A 16,550-nucleotide genomic window follows, 5' to 3' on the forward strand; every position below is an offset into this window, starting at 1 on the left:
ATTAATTAGTAACCATAACTGTTACCATTACAATCGTTGTTTGCCCCTTATAAAATACGCGAACATGTCCAATTTTGCTTCCTAACATTTGCGTATTAGGTAATGGCGTAACCCAACTATAATTTGCGTTTGCCTTATCCAATTCTTCATGATTTGAAATCGCACGTTGGGCTTCAATTGCAGTTAACCGTTGTCCACGTTTTACAAATACCATTCCGCCTTTTGGCGTAATAACTACAGGTGTAACAGGTGTTGGTGGTTGCCGTAAACCAATTGTAACCTTTACAATTTGAAAACCATCTTCTGCTCCGGTCATTCCGCTGCCTGGCTTATGATACATTACCTTGACATAAATATCCTCTGACTCATGGCTGCCTGATGTCCAAGTCGTATTGTAGTATGGACTAGTTGCTGGCGTGCCGTCGGCCTTAACTAAACTGTACGTCGGTGACCAGTCACTGATTGTACCTGTATTAAGATAATTGCCTAAGCTATCACTATCTGTTGGCACAGGTTCCTCAGAATTGAGTTCACTGCCGTCTTTATGACTGGCACCAACTACACCTACTTTAATTCCGGTCAACGTCTTAGTGGAATTATCGTTAAACGTAATTGTTATTGAACCAGTTGTGTCTGGGGTATTAGTTGCTGTGATATCACTAACCTTTGGTCTTGCCACCCAAGCCATGCTCTTCACATTGCTTGTATTATTAAAGTAGCTGCCCCATTGCGTGTTATCAAGATAACTATCTTGACTCGTATCATTTTCACCCACATGCATTATCATGTCGTGTACTTGACTTACATTATTAATAGCTTGGCTGCTCTGATCAATTACTGTTACCGGTACTTCAACTGTTTGTTTGCCTGTTTCAGTTCCACTCGTACTGTCTTTATGATAAGTTACCGTCACATAAATCTTCTGACCTGTCTTGCCGTCTGCAGCACTTAATGTAGGTGCTGCTACTGCATTACCGTCTTTATCAGTATATTTATATGTTGGGTTATAGTTGCCAATCGCTGTCTTAGAGCTATTGTCTAAGTACTGTGAACCATCACCAGTCAACTGAACCTTCGAATCAACTGTTGCATTTGAATCTGCCTTTGCACCAACTACATCTACTTTAATTCCGGTCAACGTCTTAGCGGAATTATCGTTAAACGTAATTGTCACTGAACCAGTTGTGTCTGGGGTATTAGTTGCTGTGATATCACTAACCTTTGGTCTTGCCACCCAAGCCATGCTCTTCACATTGCTTGTATTATTAAAGTAGCTGCCCCATTGCGTGTTATCAAGATAACTATCTTGACTCGTATCATTTTCACCCACATGCATTATCATGTCGTGTACTTGACTTACATTATTAATAGCTTGGCTGCTCTGATCAATTACTGTTACCGGTACTTCAACTGTTTGTTTGCCTGTTTCAGTTCCACTCGTACTGTCTTTATGATAAGTTACCGTCACATAAATCTTCTGACCTGTCTTGCCGTCTGCAGCACTTAATGTAGGTGCTGCTACTGCATTACCGTCTTTATCAGTATATTTATATGTTGGGTTATAGTTGCCAATCGCTGTCTTGGAATCACTGTCTAAGTACTGTGAACCATCACCAGTCAACTGAACCTTCGAATCAACTGTTGCATTTGAATCTGCCTTTGCACCAACTACATCTACTTTAATTCCGGTCAACGTCTTAGCGGAATTATCGTTAAACGTAATTGTCACTGAACCAGTTGTGTCTGGGGTATCAGTCGCAGTAGCACTAGTAACTGTCGGCCTAGTTGCCCAAGCCATGCTCTTCACATTGCTTGTATTATTAAAGTAGCTGCCCCATTGTGCGTTATCAAGGTAACTATCTTGACTCGTATCATTTTCACCCACATGCATAGTCATAGCGTGTGCTTGACTTACATTATTAATAGCTTGGCTGCTCTGATCAATTACTGTTACCGGTACTTCAACTGTTTGTTTGCCTGTTTCAGTTCCACTCGTACTGTCTTTATGATAAGTTACCGTCACATAAATCTTCTGACCTGTCTTGCCGTCTGCAGCACTTAATGTAGGTGCTGCTACTGCATTACCGTCTTTATCAGTATATTTATATGTTGGGTTATAGTTGCCAATCGCTGTCTTGGAATCACTGTCTAAGTACTGTGAACCATCACCAGTCAACTGAACCTTTGAATCAACTGTCGCATTTGGATCTGCCTTAGCACCTACAACATTTACCTTAAAAGCAAATGACTTTGTTGTAGTATCTTTAAATGTTGCTGTTCCTGTTGCAGATTGACCATCACCAATCCTATTAAAGATTTGGTTGGCATTCCAATCAACATGATCAATAACCGTATCAGCAGAATTAACAGCTGCTGTCCCTTCCGATACTGAAACAACATCATTTACTGGCTCAATTTTCCCATTCTGTGCTGTATCACTAACATGAATAATTATTGTCTTACCCGTTAAACTATATGAGTCTGATTGCTTAGCTATCGTAAACGGCACCTTAATTGTCTGTTTGCTGCCATCTGAATAGTTTACATGAATAACTACATCCTCTTTGCCTTTGTTTTCATCAGTATATGTCAAAGTCGGGGGTGTTGTGGTCTCTTTACCATTTGCATCCACATATGTATAACTTGGTTGCTCTTTGCTGCCATTTAGTGAACTTGTGTCTAAATACTTGCTTGGATCATTGTCTAATGGCTTATTAGATACTGTATTGCTTGGTTTAGCTACTGCACCAATGACATTAACTGGAAACGTTACTTGAGTACTTGTACCATCATTATAATGTGCCGTTCCCGTTGCTGTAGATGAGCCCACCGTATTAAGTGTTTGACCTGGATTCCAGTCAACTTCATTAACTATTGAACCTGCATTAACTGCATTGCCTTTTCCATCAGTCGCGCCTAACACATCAGCTGGTTTGCCAACTGTACCACTCAATACATCATCTTTAGCATGAACAGTTATAGTATTGCCAGTTAACTTATATTTATCAGCTTGACTAGTTACTGCTACTGGTACACTTACAAGCTGACTGCCTGTTTCTTTACTACTATTGTCATGGTAAGTCACCTTTACATAAATCGTCTGCTTTTCACCATCATGATAATTTAGCTTCGGTGTGCTGACTGGATTACCATCTTTATCAGCATACGAATATGTTGGATTAAAGCCCTTAATCTTATCTTTAGAAGTCTCGCTTAAATAAGACCCAGCATCATTATTCAAAGGAATTTCTGAATCAGCCTTAGCATTATCATCTGCCTCAGCACCTGCAACGTCTACTCTAACTCCTGTAATTGTTGTCGTTGAGCCATCATTGAAGGTTACATCTAATGAGCCGGTCGTATCAGGCGCTCCATCTTCTGTGGCACTACTTACAGTAGGCCGATTGTGCCACTTAATTGACGCAACATTATCCGTGTTATCAAAGTAATCATTCCAATGGTCTTTTTGTAAAGCATCTACGCCATCTTGACCAGCTTCTGTTTCATTGACATGCATGCCAATATTCTTGTTTTGTTTCTGGCCGACAACATGCCCACTTGCAGCATTTTGATCTTTTTGACTTATAATCTTAACTTGAACTTTGACAGCTTGCTTTGTTCCATCTTTATAATGAACAATAACATAAGCATCATGTGGCTGCTCTGAATTGCTACTCCAAGTTGTGTCTACTGATTGACTATCGTTTGCGTCTGCAGCCCAAGTGTATTTCGTAACATCAAAATCAGCAATTGCACTGCTATTTACAGCAGCCTTAGCATCTGCATCATCCACATCTTTAGAACGATCACTATTACTATTAAAGCCTGTTGTAATTCCAGCATCAGTTGCACCTACTACATTTAAGTCTGCATTAATTGTTTGTATAGAATTATCCTTTAATTTAACTGCAATATTTGCCTTATGACTTGCTGAAGCCGGATCAAGTGGTCCATTAGCCATATTTACATCTGCAGGATTAGACCATGCGACGCCCATCACATTATTGGTAGTATTTAAAAATTCACCCCATCTTGTTTGATCTGCAAACTGTGGGACCTGAACTACTGCTGTGCTATCACCCGGAATCGTAACTGCATGAACATTAATTGGCGCCTTTTGTGTAACTTTACTGATATAAACATTTATATTCTGTGGACTAACGCCATATACAGGATTGCCCGGTTGCACCTGTCCGTTAGACAATTCGTTTGGTAAAGCATAGTGATAATCTTGTGGGATAGCTGATTGAAGAATAGTACTATTTGCACTTAAATCTAATGAAGTGCCAGTCACTAAATTAGGTACCGTTGGCTGAATACTGGTAATAAGCGTACCAGTTTTCGCATCAATTAATGATACAGTAATATTATTAGTTTGATTAACCGTAATTGTAGCTTGGTTCGACTGAATTGTGTCAGCATCAAAGCCATAAGTATAAGTATACTTAATATTATACGTACCAGAGTGCTGCGTTACTTGGCTAGGCTGAACAATATTACCACTACTATCAGTTATGGTTGCACTCACACCAGAATTATCCCAATACATTGTATTGCCATCAGCAGTAGTACCACCAGCATAATTATTAGCTAAACTAAATGAATCACCAACATTTAATGTAGCATCTTTTGCCCCAATGCTGCCTCTAAATATTACAAGCGTTATATTAAGAACTTTATTAGGCTTATTCAAGGATGACATATCAATCGTAGTATCATATGAAATTGAAGTAACTCCCGGATTTAGTTTGAAATTCTTAGCTGTAGCATCATAAGTAGCACCTTGTACGTTACTAATTGAAGTTGGAAGACGATAACCTTTACTCGTAGTATATTGAACTATATCTGGATCCTGTAAATTATTATTAGCATCGGGAATGTAATAATTAATATCACGATAAGCAGAAAGCGGCGTTTCAGTTTGCCCACCATCATCAGAATATATATGAGCAAAGTTGTTCATAACATAATCAATATTATTAAAACGAGCTAACGGAGATGTAGAGTGTCCAATTAGAGTACTTATTTGGTCAGGCCTACTTCTATTGGGATCCACCTTATTTACTAAAGTAGATGGTAAATACAAACGAACTAACTTTGGCGTATTCCAAAATACTTCCCAAAAGTAATCGTTAGCTGAATTTCCAACTCCAGGACCTAGATCTTGAATTGATTGGGAAATAGTAGTTCCTCCTTCTTCCCAAGTGAAACTCTCTAGATTAGGCAGGGTACCAATTGTACCACAATATAGCGTCTTTATCGTACCAGGTATTGTCAATGATTTTATTTGACTATTATTGATTAACCCATTCGGAGTAGCAGGAGACTCACTAGTGCTAGTACCATCACCCTGACCACCATAATTACCATCAATTCTTGTTACTGTATAAGTTTGTCCATTGCTTGGATTGACAATAGTAGGTGGAATATTAACATATTGCTCACTGCCATTAAATTTTTTCATATACGCAGTATTATCAGAATTATATTGCCAAGTAAAATCTGTTGCTGGCGTATAGTCATCTCTAGTGCTTATGCCAGGGTTCTCTTGTACAGTGGGTACTATCTGATAATAAAAGATTATTTCTTTATTCTGATCTTTGACAAAGGTCCAAGTCACACTCTTTTGATCCGCAACAATCTTGTAACCATCTGGTGCTACTTGCTCTGGATCAGTCGCACTAATGGTCTTGGTATCACCAATATAACCATCAATGTATGTATCACCTTTTTCGTCACCTAAGCCCTTAACTGGTGTTGTGGTCTTGTTGCCATAAGCATCCACTAATAAGTGGTGAATCACAATATCATTTGCGTGTGTGGTTTTAATCTTTTGTGCGCCGTCAGAGCTAACTGAGCCGGTTGAAGCAGCACTTGCTTCCGAACCGCTGCTACTTGCCTGACTGGCCTGTGAAGCAGTGGACCCAGTACTTGCTTGTGATGCGTTTGAGCTTTGACTGCCCTCGCTTGCCTGTGAGCTGCTTGAAGCTTCGCTTGCACTTGAACTGCTTGCTGATGAAGCTCCTGAAGCCTGACTTGCAGTGCTACTTTCGCTAGCGCTACTCTCTTCTTCACTGCCGCCCCGTAAAAAGGCACTTAAACCCGAAAAAGTTGATAATTCAGGCTTATTAGCCACATCTTTAGCATTTTCCTGTTTATTAGCAACAACCGTTTCCTGCTGACCAGCAGCAAGCGTATCAGCCTTAGCCGTTTGGCTGGCTACTCCCATGAAACTAAAACCAAGCAAAACAGAGGCAGCACCAATTGCCAATTTTCTGATAGAGAAGCGGTCTTTCTTGGCCTGCATTTCCATTCTTCTTAATTTTTCATCAAAATTGTTCTTTCCGAACATATTTCGTCCTTTCCGAATTATTCAATGAATAATTCTTAATATTATTAATAAGCTTAATAGCAAATATTATAGAACGATTATTAAAAAGATTAAGCGTTTTGCATAAAATTTGTATAATAAATTTATTTTTATATAAGGATATAGTTATAAACATAATTGCTATGATTAACAAATATTTCATTTATTTTAAAGCATTCCATCATTGCTAATTGCTTATTTAATCACAATTAATAACAACATGTTTTATAATGTTAATAATTAAAATTTATCTTGTTATTAAGCTTTTTGTACTTCTATGATCAAGTTATAAAGAAAAACTTTAGTAGTTTTAAATTACTTACTATGAATTTGTATATTTAAATTATTATTGTAAATTTTTCTACATCTCTAATACAATTTATCTTTGCTTAAAGTTATCATTTAGTTATAAAAAACTATAGCAATCGTTCAAGTTAGTTCATAATCATTCAAAATTGACAATAAAAAAGGCAGGTGGTGAACCTGTCTTGATATTTTCTAATTTTGATGACAACTTTTCAAATACGACTGTCCTTCACGAAAACATATGTCATATTGATCATTTGACCATAAATATTTTTTCGAGAATTGCAATATTAAATTGAACACTTTTTATCCTTGCAGCAATTTTTCAAACGCATCCTCGTACTTCGGAATATCGCCAGCGCCCATGAAAATAATCACGCTGTCCTTATTTTGCGTCAAGTCGGCAATATTTTCCAAATCAATTACCTCAGCACCTGGGATTTGCGCAATCAAATCTTCACTTGAAATGTCACCGCTCTGTTCACGAGTTGACGCATAAATTGGTGTAACATAGGCCTTGTCCACTCCGCGTAAAATTTCTTCAAAGTCAGCCGCATATTTTTTCGTACGGGAGAATGTGTGCGGCTGAAAGACCACGACCAAGCGCTTATTCGGAAACTTCTGCCGTGCTGCCTGAATCGTTGCCCGCATTTCTGTTGGGTGGTGAGCATAATCGTCAATGATATTAATATCACCGAAGTCCTTTTCGGAAAAGCGCCGTTTAGCTCCGTGATAAGTAAGCAGACCTTTGCGAATGTCTTCCACCGGAATCTGTTCGGTATAAGCAACCGCAATTACGGCCAAGGCATTCAAAATGTTATGATCACCAAATAAACGAATGGCAAAACGGCCAATGTTTTTACCATGAGCCAGGACATCAAATGCCGAACCGGTAGTCTTGCGCTCAATCGCCACCGCCTGAAAATCATTGTCAGCAGCAAAGCCATAGGTATATTTCGGAACCGTGACCTTAAGATTCTGCAGGCGTTTATTGCCGCCCCAGACAAACAGACCCTTTTTCGTTTGCTCGGCCGCGGTTTGAAAAGCAGAAGTATAATCAGCCTGGTCCTTGAAGTAATCCGGATGGTCAAAATCAATATTGGTCATTATTTGGTAATCCGGGTGGTAGGCCAAGAAGTGGCGGCGGTATTCATCGGCCTCATAAACGAAAAAGCGTGAATTTTGCACGCCCTTGCCCTCACCGTCACCGATAAGGTAAGAAGTCGGCGCAGCCTCGCCCAAGACATGAGCCAGAAGACCAGTTGTCGAAGTTTTACCGTGTGTACCGGAAATGCCAATGCTGGTGTGCATCTGCACCACTTCCTCAACCGTGTCGGGGTAGCTCTGCCATTCAACTCCCTGCTCCTTGCAGGCTTTGACCTCAACATTATCTTCCTTAAAGGCATTACCCTTAACAACGACTTGGCCCGCAGCCTTGATATTATCCGCAGCAAACGGCTTAACTTCAATTTCCGCTTTTTCCAACGGCACCTGTGTAAAAGTGTATTCGGTGATGTCGCTGCCCGCAACGTTAAAGCCTAGGTCATGCAGCAACAGTGCCAAAGAGGCCATACCTGTTCCCTTAATCCCAATAAACCAAATCTGTTTTTTCTTATCTAACATTTCATTGCTCCAAATTTCAAATTATTAATCTTCTACCATTTTACCATTATCAGCAACCGAAATGAGCACAGTTGGTAATTTAACTATGGATGATGATTCGCAAAATCATAATTTAACGTAGAAATTTCCTGTTTTATAACTATTCATTCTATAATAGTAATGCTTACAATTTTTTAGGCGAACTTCAGCTCCACATTGTAGGCGGTGATTGAATTCCAAATTAACTAAATAGCTTCCCAAACTAACTGAAGTTATAATGTGGGAAGCTATTTTTTATTTGGTATAGTAAACCGGTTAGGAGAACATCTATAAAATTAACGCGGCAACAAATTTATTTTCCTATTTAATCTTGAAACATCTAATCTATCTATTTCGTTAATTAAGTAACTTTCTTTGATTAACTTGTTCTCAATTTCGTTAAACAATTCTTCTGATACATCTCGTCTTTTACGTGTTAATAAATCTTCTGATATTGAAACACTTCTAATATTAAAAAGTTTATCACAATCAATTAAAAAGGTATTTTTAAATGGATTTCTGGTTATATCTGCTCGCTCAATAATATAATTATGTAAATGATAAAATTTATTTCTAAATGTTTGACACTCTACAAAAAAATAATCATCTTTATTTCTTTTGTCACATATATACATATGCGCAGTTACTGCAAGATCAGAACTAATATTAGGGAAAGGCAATTTTATTGTTATAACATCTTGTTGGTTAATCAACTAATAAACGTCCTTTCTTATCTTCATTATCAATAGAAATATGTACTGGATTTTCCAGTTCTTGTATATCAGCCAGCTCTTGTAATGTATCCATTTGTTGTGGAGACATTGCATCTGCATCTTTTTTAGATAAAATGAAAATTTTATCTTTAATAGAAATCACTTTACTATTATTTATCATTTTAATTGGATAAATTGAGAGAATATTATTAATCAATTGTGCATCTGAAGAATTGAAATCTTCATCATCTAATGGCACCTGATATTCATTAGCCAAAATTCTATTTTCTTTGCATTTCCATATATTCATTGTATGCGTTATATCAGACAATTCTTGCTCAGTACATGTCTTTATAAAAAAGCCGACTTTTAAAACAATATCATTGTTAATGAAATCTCTATTTTCAGATTTATACTCTTTATCAGCATATATATCAAACTGATTCCTGTTTCTAGTATAATCACCCCATACTGTACTAAAAACAGGGCCATTTTTATATCCCTTTAATCTATCAAATTCATAGAATTTGCCATTTATTTTGCATGCACATTCATAGAAGAAAATAAATTTTTGTAACTTTAAGGGAACATTATAGCTAACTATATCATTGGCCTGCAGCCAGCCGGCTAAAGCTAGTTTTCGTTTACTTGAATTAATAATAATTTTCCCTCCCTAATTTAGTTAAAATTATACTTGCTAAACAAACTAAATACAATAAATATACGAATTTTTACTCTTAACATGTGAAGACAAAATCAATAGCAGTTTTACTTAAAATCGCAAAGGCAACTATCAGAAATTAATAGACTGGCATTGAAATGAGCAGGAGCATTTTTTCCTCATAAAAACGAATTTTGTTCCAATCTATAAGAATAGATGGTTTATAATAAAAACGTATTAAATATAATTGTTTAGAAAGTTTTGATTATGGCTAGAAAAACAGAAAAAAGCAATAAAAATGAGAATAAAAACAGAGCCAATGTAGCGACAAAAAAACGTAAAAAAAAGTCGCACAAGCCTTGGTATAAACGCTTTTGGGTATGGCTACTTATTATAACAATTTTTCAGATTTATTTGTTTGATACATCAACTAATATTTTCATAAAAATTATTGTCTCACTCTGTGCAGTTTTTGGGATATGGGGAATTTGTCGATCAGATAAAAAGAATAACGCAACATGTGCTCTTTGCGGTCAAAGCCTCAAGCACAGTGAACATTACTTAAAGTTTAAAAAGTCGGCTTACATTTGTGAAGATTGTCTGGCTAAATATAATTTTACGATATCACCTAGCAATGCTCACACTTGGGCCGCTCATCACACAATTGCTGACTTTAAAAACTATCTTGATCAAGATAAAGATTTTTCTGATATTAAATCAGAAATAGAGCGGCAAAACCAAAAAACTAAAGATACTAATAAGGACAAAGGCGACATCGTTGTATCAACAAAAAAGCATAATAAAAAACCGCATAAGCCTTGGTATAAACGCTTTTGGGTATGGCTGCTCATCGGCATAGTTTTTCTGATTTATTTGTCTGATAAATCAACTAATATCTTCCTAAAAATCATCATTTCACTCTGTTCGGTTTTTGGTATTTGGGTAGCTTATACATCATCCAAAGAAGATAATGAGCGGATAGAGAAAAAGAATAGGGCATTTTGTGTATTTTGTTGTCAAAGCCTCAAGCACAGCGAACATTACTTAATATTTAAAGATTCGGTTTATGTTTGCGAAAGTTGTATGGCCAAATATAATTTTACTAAATCAACCGATGATGCCCAAATTTGGGCTGCTAACCATACAATTGCTGACTTCAACGAATATCTGGATCAAGGCAAAGATTTCACTGATATTGAGCTAGAAATGGAACAGCAAAGACAAATCCAAAAAGCTAAAGAAGAGAAAGAAAAGCAGCAAATAGAAGATTTTAAAAAGAACTCTGTTAGATATTCTCACTATTACTTTAATATTGCTGCAAGAAAGATTTATATTCGTAAAACATTTTTAGAAGATGCCCGCTTCGTTGATGCTAGTGAGATTGTCTCGTATGACTTAAACGAAAAGGACCACGTTAAAAACAAGCACCATGTATTTACCCGCGCGATTGTTGGTGCACTAATTGCCGGCACACCCGGTGCGATTATTGCTGGCGTGACCGGGGGAAAAGAAAAGGGATACCTTGATCATTTTGGCTTAGTTATTACTTTGATTGATGGCAGCAAGTTTGAGATTAAGTTTTTAACTATTCCAACCGAAATGACCGAATCCCTTATGGATTCTCTTATCTCAAAAGCAAAAGCCGTAGCTTCAATTATTGATAACTGGAAAGCTCAAGAAGAAGAGGAAAATAATCAAAATATCGCTATAGATGATGTCATCCCGGAAGAAATACGGAAATATAAGCAATTGGCAGATGACAATATTATTACCCAAGAAGAATTTGAGGCCAAAAAGAAGGAATTGCTGAATCTTTAAAGCGTCAAAATCCGTTGAATTGCCATACTATCTGGAATTTCTTCTGAACAAATTTTATATAATATCTTATCTAAAAGTGGGTTCAGCTTTGAATACCGCAAGAATAAGCAAAATGAATAAATAATCATTAAAAAAAGCCTTTGATTGATAACCAAAAGCTTTTTTAATGACTTCGCAAAAGTTCAATAATGATCCTTTGCAGCTAAAATATAAATTGTATTGTCATCTATTTGATAAAGCAAACGATGTTCTTGCGTTATCCTTCTCGCCCACACATTAGTTAATTCATATTTTAAAGGTTCTGGTTTTCCTATTCCCTCAAACGGATGACGGTCGGTATTTTCTATTAAGCGATTGATTCGTTTAATTGTCGCTTTATCATTTTGATTATGCCAATACATATAATCCGACCAAGCGGCATCAGTCCATGCTTTAATCATCATTGTCAAGCAGTTCATGCTGCTTAGCCTTGCCGTCAACAATTTGTTTACGACCCTGTCTAATTTTGTCCATTAAATATGGATTATTCATAATCCTAATAGTTTCCATCAAACTATCATAATCACGTTTAGACATCACTACAGCAGTATTTTCCGCATCATCACGATTAGTGACTAGTAAAGTAGTAGAATCATCATTAACCTGTGTAAGATAATGTTTAAGATTTTTTCTAAATCCAGAATATGAGACAGCCTCCATCTCTATACCTCCATTTTTACTTAGCGTACAATAACACGTACATTTATACAAGTAATACGAAAAGTGGAATCCCATAAAATTACATTTAGCATAGCTTGGCTAACATAGTAAACTTAAATCATTAATTTATAAGCACCTACAGCTATATTTCGATGACCCCGGTGAGATTCGAACTCACCTCTACGGTTTAGGAGACCATTGTTCTATCCAGATGAACTACGGGGTCGCACTCTTTAACTTTACCAAAATTAACACGCAAATGCCACATTTTTTATTGTTATGTCATAAAAATTGCCGTACTTTTTAGTATTGTGTCGTAAAAAATTGCGGTGTCTTGTCCGCATCGGCAATTTTATCAGCCGCGAACACAAACGGTGTCCAAATCGCCAATGCAATCAGCATATCAATCAAGCTAAGAACAATCGCGCGCCAATCATAATTGCATGCCAAGAACGGCCCAATTAATGGCGGCATGATCGACGGAACAGCTACCTGGACAGGATTAACCAGGCCCATGATGCTGACCCAGTATGAAAAAGCAACATTTACCAGCGGTGCCAGCACAAAGGGAATGAAATAGACCGGATTAAGTACAACGGGCAAGCCCAGCACAATCGGTTCATTGATGTTAAAAATCCCCGGAGCCAGCGCAACCTTGGCAATTGTCCGGTAATCACTTCTCTTAGAAAAGAGCAGGATAGCCACAATCAACATCAAGGTACCGCCCGCCCCGCCAAACCAAGCAAAAACGTCAAACGAGCCCCGGACCCACAAAAATGGTGGCACATTGCCGTCACGAGCCGCGGTAACATTGACGTTCTGTGCCGGAAGCCAGATTGAATCTAGAATCGGGGCCAGCACACTAATTCCATTAATGCCAAAGAACCAAAAGATCTGCACCAGCAATGTAACCAGCAAGACCATGCCAAAACCCTGCCCCATATTAACGAGCGGAATTTGAATTGTTTTAAGCAGCCAATTGCCAAAGTAGGTGCCAGTTGCCGACTGAAAAATAAAATTGATCAGCCCTACGGCAAAAATGGCAATGATTCCGGGAACCAGCGAATCGAAGGCCTCCTGTTCAGCCCGCGGCAAAGTTGTCGAAAAATGCAGCATGAAGCGTTCATGCAGACAGAAAGCATAAATTACAACGCCCAAGGAACCAAAGATAATTGCGGTAAAGGTACCGGTTGTTGACAGTTGGGAAATATCAAACGCATTATGGATTGTGAGATTAACGCCGCGGACTTTTAAATTAACAAAACTAGCAATACTCATGGTAAAGGACGCAAGTGAAACCACTGCGCCCCCCAGCGGACTGACCTCCAAATTTTTTGCCAGCTGATAACCCAAAGTCAGCGCAAAAAACAGCGCAAACAGCGAAAAAGTCCCCCGCCAGACAACGTTACTGATCAAAACCAGCGGCTGCATGACAAAAGCGAAGGTCTTCCACCCGAGGTTAACCTTGGCAGCCTCAATCAAACTCTTGATTAAGACGGCAAGCGACCCCGCAATCGTGATTGGCATCACGGTGATGAACGCATCCCGCAACGCAACTAGCCAGCGCACCTGCGCCAGCCGGTTAGCAAGCGGTAAGACATAATTTTCCAGCCAGGCAACTAAGCGATTCATTCTTTTCCTTTCTTTAAATAGTGCGGGTGATAACCCTTATTTTTATTGCGGCGTTTTCGGTGTCTAGTTTTAACTGTTTTACTTTCGCTAGTAACCGTAATGTTCCTTTCACCCTGCTTTTTCTTTACCCGCGGCCGCTTGGTCGTCAGCTTGAAACCCGCAAAATAGACACGTTCCAGAGCAATTTTCCCGGCCAGCAGCTTTTTCAGGTCACGCAGATCATGGTCATCACCAAGTGTGACAACATAACCGATTTTACCCATCCGGCCCGTGCGACCAGCTCGATGAAGGTAGGTATTCACTTCACGGGGAATATCAAAGTTGATCACGTAGGTTAGCCCGGGAATATCCAGGCCGCGCGCCGCAACATCGGTAGCAATCAGCAGCTTGCTCTTGCCCCGTTTAAACGCCTGCAGTGCTTCCTGCTGCCGTTTTTTATTAAATTCGCTTGTCAGCAGGGTAAACTGGGTTTTGGTATGAGCAAAAATCCCGGCAAAGCGCATCATTGCCTGGTTGGAATCAAAAAACAGAATCCCCCTGAAATGGTCCAGCTGCGTCAGTCGCTGCAAAAATTCAATCTTATGCGCATTATCGACCTGCAGAAAGTAATTTTTACTCGTTGTCTGCTGCTGCGGGCGCACATCAACCAATTGAAACGGACGCGCAAACATTTTTTCCGCCTCGTCCGTTATTCGCGAAGAAGTCGCCCCAAAGAGCAAAATCTGGGCATCAACCGCCAGGTTTTGCCCCAGCGCGCTGATCAGCTCCAGCTTACCAAACTCCAGAACGTCATCCGCCTCGTCAATAATCAGTGTCTTGATTTCGGCAGTCTTGATTCGGTTGCTCGAAAATAAATCAAAAAAACGTCCTGGCGTGGCCACAACAACTTCCGGATGCCGCTTTTTCAGGGTATCCTCCTGCCGCTTGCGGTTGCCTGCACCCACCAAACTGATCCCGGTCAAGCCCAGGGCGGCAATATAAGGATTAATTGCCTGCCGGATCTGCACTGCCAATTCGGTCGTGGGCGCGATAATTACCAGGCTGTTTTTGGCACCCGGCATCGTATTTTCCAGCGCCGGCAGCGCGTAAGCTAGCGTCTTGCCCGTGCCAGTCTTGGCCAATGCCACCAGATTCTGCCCCGCCTTAATCGCCTCATAGGTTTGTTCCTGAATCATGGTCGGTTTAGTAATGCCCTCTTTTGTCAGTGTTTCTGCAACTTTTTCTTGATACATTATTGTGTTAACTGCCCATATTTCTGTTTATACTGCGTTACCGTTCCGTTATATGAAAACATGGTAACGTTATTCTCTAATCCTCTAATATTTTTAACCCGACCGTTAGTGGTATAACGCCAAAAAGCATACTCCACCCTGTCGGGGCGCCTGTTTGCAAAGGAAATAAACTTGGTTGACTTAGCAAAATATCCGCGGTACTTATAATTCACGGCCACTATGACCTGCTTGCCTGCTTGCTGCAGCATCTGGGCAAATTGCCCCATCTGCTCCAAATAGCTCTTGGACCTGCTGTCAACTGCGGGTACAAGCATAATTGGCAGGCTGCCGGTATCCTGCCCCACCATTTTGGTAAAATAACGGTAATGCTCCAGCGGTGTCGACTCATTACTATATGAGATGATTGTCCCGAAGGCGAGCTTGGTCCCCAAAATTTGGTCCCGGTAAGACAAATAATTGTCATCGAAATAAGAGCGCCCCTGGGTGCTTTTAAGATAAACAAATGAGACACCATTGGCCTGCAGCTTATGCAAGTCGACGTAATCGACATCTTGATTTAATTCGATCCCCACCGCACTGGCATTAGTATTCAGCGGCAGAGTAGTCTGCTTTTTTAAATTTAAAAGCCCAATCAAGAGAGCGGCAATAACCACCACCAGCAGCGTTAAAATTGCCGGCAACGTATATTTGTGATGAAAGCGATCCATACTGGCCCTCCTACTGCTCTATTCTAACAAATTTTACTTTTACCAGGTAATACAATCTGTCGAAAATCTTAGAATAACAAAATTTTTTTACATATACAAAACATAGCTATGAATGAACTGCCTTTTTACCTAAAGAATGGTATAATTTCAGTTATCAGTAAACAGATCGCTAGTTGAATGAAGGATAGATAAATGCCGAAAACCGATAACATTAACAGAATTATTGACCACAAACTATTTTCCGAAGATGACATTCACAACATGTGCGTCACTTTAGGCAAAAAGCTGACTGAAGATTACGCGGGCAAGAAGCCGCTTGTCGTTGGCGCACTGAAAGGTGCAATCTTTTTCCTAACCGATTTGGTCAGGGAAATGGACGTTGAGGAAGAAATTGATTTCATGGATGTTTCCAGCTACGGGGATGGCTTCGAATCATCGGGCAAGGTTAAACTGATTTCCGACCTAGTAACGAACGTCAAGGGTCGCGATGTTTTAATTGTTGAAGACATCGTTGATACCGGCTTGACCCTTAAATACATGAAAGATCTGCTCAAGAAGCGCGGTGCCAAAAGTGTTAAATGTTGCGTTTTGCTCAACAAGGAAGCCAACCGGACAACCGATGTTAAGATCGAATATTATGGTTCAAAAGTGGGCAATGAATTTGTGGTCGGCTACGGTCTGGACTTCATGAACTTTTTCCGCAATCTGCGCTACATTGGGGTTCTTAAACCCGAAATCATTAAGCAGGTTAATAACAAATAATACAGCACA

The 16,550-nt window shown here is 39.2% G+C and carries 11 protein-coding genes and 1 tRNA gene; 2 read left to right on the forward strand and 10 right to left on the reverse strand.

The window, feature by feature from the left end:
• Position 1: 1 nt before the first annotated feature.
• The 4 genes from PT285_RS07300 to PT285_RS07315 form a co-directional block, all read right to left on the reverse strand.
• Positions 2 to 6,352, reverse strand: coding sequence for a Rib/alpha-like domain-containing protein (locus PT285_RS07300; protein ID WP_277149185.1), 6,351 nt, complete (start codon positions 6,350 to 6,352; stop codon positions 2 to 4).
• A 630-nt stretch (positions 6,353 to 6,982) separates the two neighbouring features.
• Positions 6,983 to 8,299, reverse strand: coding sequence for a UDP-N-acetylmuramate--L-alanine ligase (murC, locus tag PT285_RS07305; RefSeq protein WP_277149188.1), 1,317 nt, complete (start codon positions 8,297 to 8,299; stop codon positions 6,983 to 6,985).
• 314 nt (positions 8,300 to 8,613) lie between these two features.
• Positions 8,614 to 9,030, reverse strand: coding sequence for a hypothetical protein (locus tag PT285_RS07310; RefSeq protein WP_277149190.1), 417 nt, complete (start codon positions 9,028 to 9,030; stop codon positions 8,614 to 8,616).
• Positions 9,023 to 9,307, reverse strand: a complete 285-nt coding sequence (locus PT285_RS07315) for a hypothetical protein (RefSeq protein WP_277149192.1) — start codon at positions 9,305 to 9,307, stop codon at positions 9,023 to 9,025. The genes PT285_RS07310 and PT285_RS07315 overlap by 8 nt, the downstream gene beginning before the upstream one ends.
• Positions 9,308 to 9,958: 651 nt before the next feature.
• On the opposite strand from PT285_RS07315, the gene PT285_RS07320 reads away from it, so the two are divergent.
• The gene (locus PT285_RS07320) at positions 9,959 to 11,509 is read left to right on the forward strand and encodes an SHOCT domain-containing protein (RefSeq protein WP_277149194.1); all 1,551 of its coding nucleotides are present in this window, start codon (positions 9,959 to 9,961) and stop codon (positions 11,507 to 11,509) included.
• A 182-nt stretch (positions 11,510 to 11,691) separates the two neighbouring features.
• Here PT285_RS07320 and PT285_RS07325 read toward each other — a convergent pair whose 3' ends face one another.
• From PT285_RS07325 to PT285_RS07350, 6 genes are all read right to left on the reverse strand, one after another.
• Positions 11,692 to 11,949: a Txe/YoeB family addiction module toxin gene (locus PT285_RS07325; protein ID WP_277150649.1), complete on the reverse strand. Its 258-nt coding sequence runs from the start codon at positions 11,947 to 11,949 to the stop codon at positions 11,692 to 11,694.
• Positions 11,942 to 12,208 (reverse strand): type II toxin-antitoxin system Phd/YefM family antitoxin, encoded by a 267-nt coding sequence (locus tag PT285_RS07330; protein WP_277149196.1) that lies wholly within the window; start codon positions 12,206 to 12,208, stop codon positions 11,942 to 11,944. The genes PT285_RS07325 and PT285_RS07330 overlap by 8 nt, the downstream gene beginning before the upstream one ends.
• Positions 12,209 to 12,361: 153 nt before the next feature.
• Positions 12,362 to 12,434 (reverse strand) — tRNA-Arg (locus PT285_RS07335).
• A gap of 77 nt (positions 12,435 to 12,511) precedes the next feature.
• Positions 12,512 to 13,840, reverse strand: a complete 1,329-nt coding sequence (locus PT285_RS07340; protein WP_277149198.1) for a PTS sugar transporter subunit IIC — start codon at positions 13,838 to 13,840, stop codon at positions 12,512 to 12,514.
• Positions 13,837 to 15,072 carry a DEAD/DEAH box helicase gene (locus PT285_RS07345; protein WP_277149200.1) on the reverse strand — a complete coding sequence of 412 codons (1,236 nt, stop codon included), beginning with the start codon at positions 15,070 to 15,072 and terminating at the stop codon, positions 13,837 to 13,839. The genes PT285_RS07340 and PT285_RS07345 overlap by 4 nt, the downstream gene beginning before the upstream one ends.
• Entirely contained in the window at positions 15,072 to 15,779 is a 708-nt protein-coding gene (locus PT285_RS07350) for a GH25 family lysozyme (protein WP_277149202.1), read from the reverse strand. Before PT285_RS07350 ends, PT285_RS07345 begins: the two co-directional genes overlap by 1 nt.
• A 192-nt stretch (positions 15,780 to 15,971) precedes the next feature.
• Between PT285_RS07350 and hpt the strand changes: the two genes are divergently transcribed.
• Positions 15,972 to 16,541 carry a hypoxanthine phosphoribosyltransferase gene (hpt, locus tag PT285_RS07355; protein ID WP_277149205.1) on the forward strand — a complete coding sequence of 190 codons (570 nt, stop codon included), beginning with the start codon at positions 15,972 to 15,974 and terminating at the stop codon, positions 16,539 to 16,541.
• Positions 16,542 to 16,550: the final 9 nt, after the last annotated feature.

The sequence above is a fragment of the Lactobacillus sp. ESL0791 genome (assembly GCF_029433255.1).
Classification (GTDB): Bacteria; Bacillota; Bacilli; order Lactobacillales; family Lactobacillaceae; genus Lactobacillus.

Bases quoted from the DNA above. Each gene is read 5' to 3' on its own strand.
- hpt (WP_277149205.1), top strand. From the start codon at position 15,972: ATGCCGAAAACCGATAACATTAACAGAATTATTGACCACAAACTATTT.
- PT285_RS07300 (WP_277149185.1), bottom strand. From the start codon at position 6,352: ATGTTCGGAAAGAACAATTTTGATGAAAAATTAAGAAGAATGGAAATG.
- PT285_RS07325 (WP_277150649.1), bottom strand. From the start codon at position 11,949: ATGATTAAAGCATGGACTGATGCCGCTTGGTCGGATTATATGTATTGG.
- PT285_RS07330 (WP_277149196.1), bottom strand. From the start codon at position 12,208: ATGGAGGCTGTCTCATATTCTGGATTTAGAAAAAATCTTAAACATTAT.
- PT285_RS07340 (WP_277149198.1), bottom strand. From the start codon at position 13,840: ATGAATCGCTTAGTTGCCTGGCTGGAAAATTATGTCTTACCGCTTGCT.
- PT285_RS07320 (WP_277149194.1), top strand. From the start codon at position 9,959: ATGGCTAGAAAAACAGAAAAAAGCAATAAAAATGAGAATAAAAACAGA.
- PT285_RS07350 (WP_277149202.1), bottom strand. From the start codon at position 15,779: ATGGATCGCTTTCATCACAAATATACGTTGCCGGCAATTTTAACGCTG.
- PT285_RS07345 (WP_277149200.1), bottom strand. From the start codon at position 15,072: ATGTATCAAGAAAAAGTTGCAGAAACACTGACAAAAGAGGGCATTACT.
- murC (WP_277149188.1), bottom strand. From the start codon at position 8,299: ATGTTAGATAAGAAAAAACAGATTTGGTTTATTGGGATTAAGGGAACA.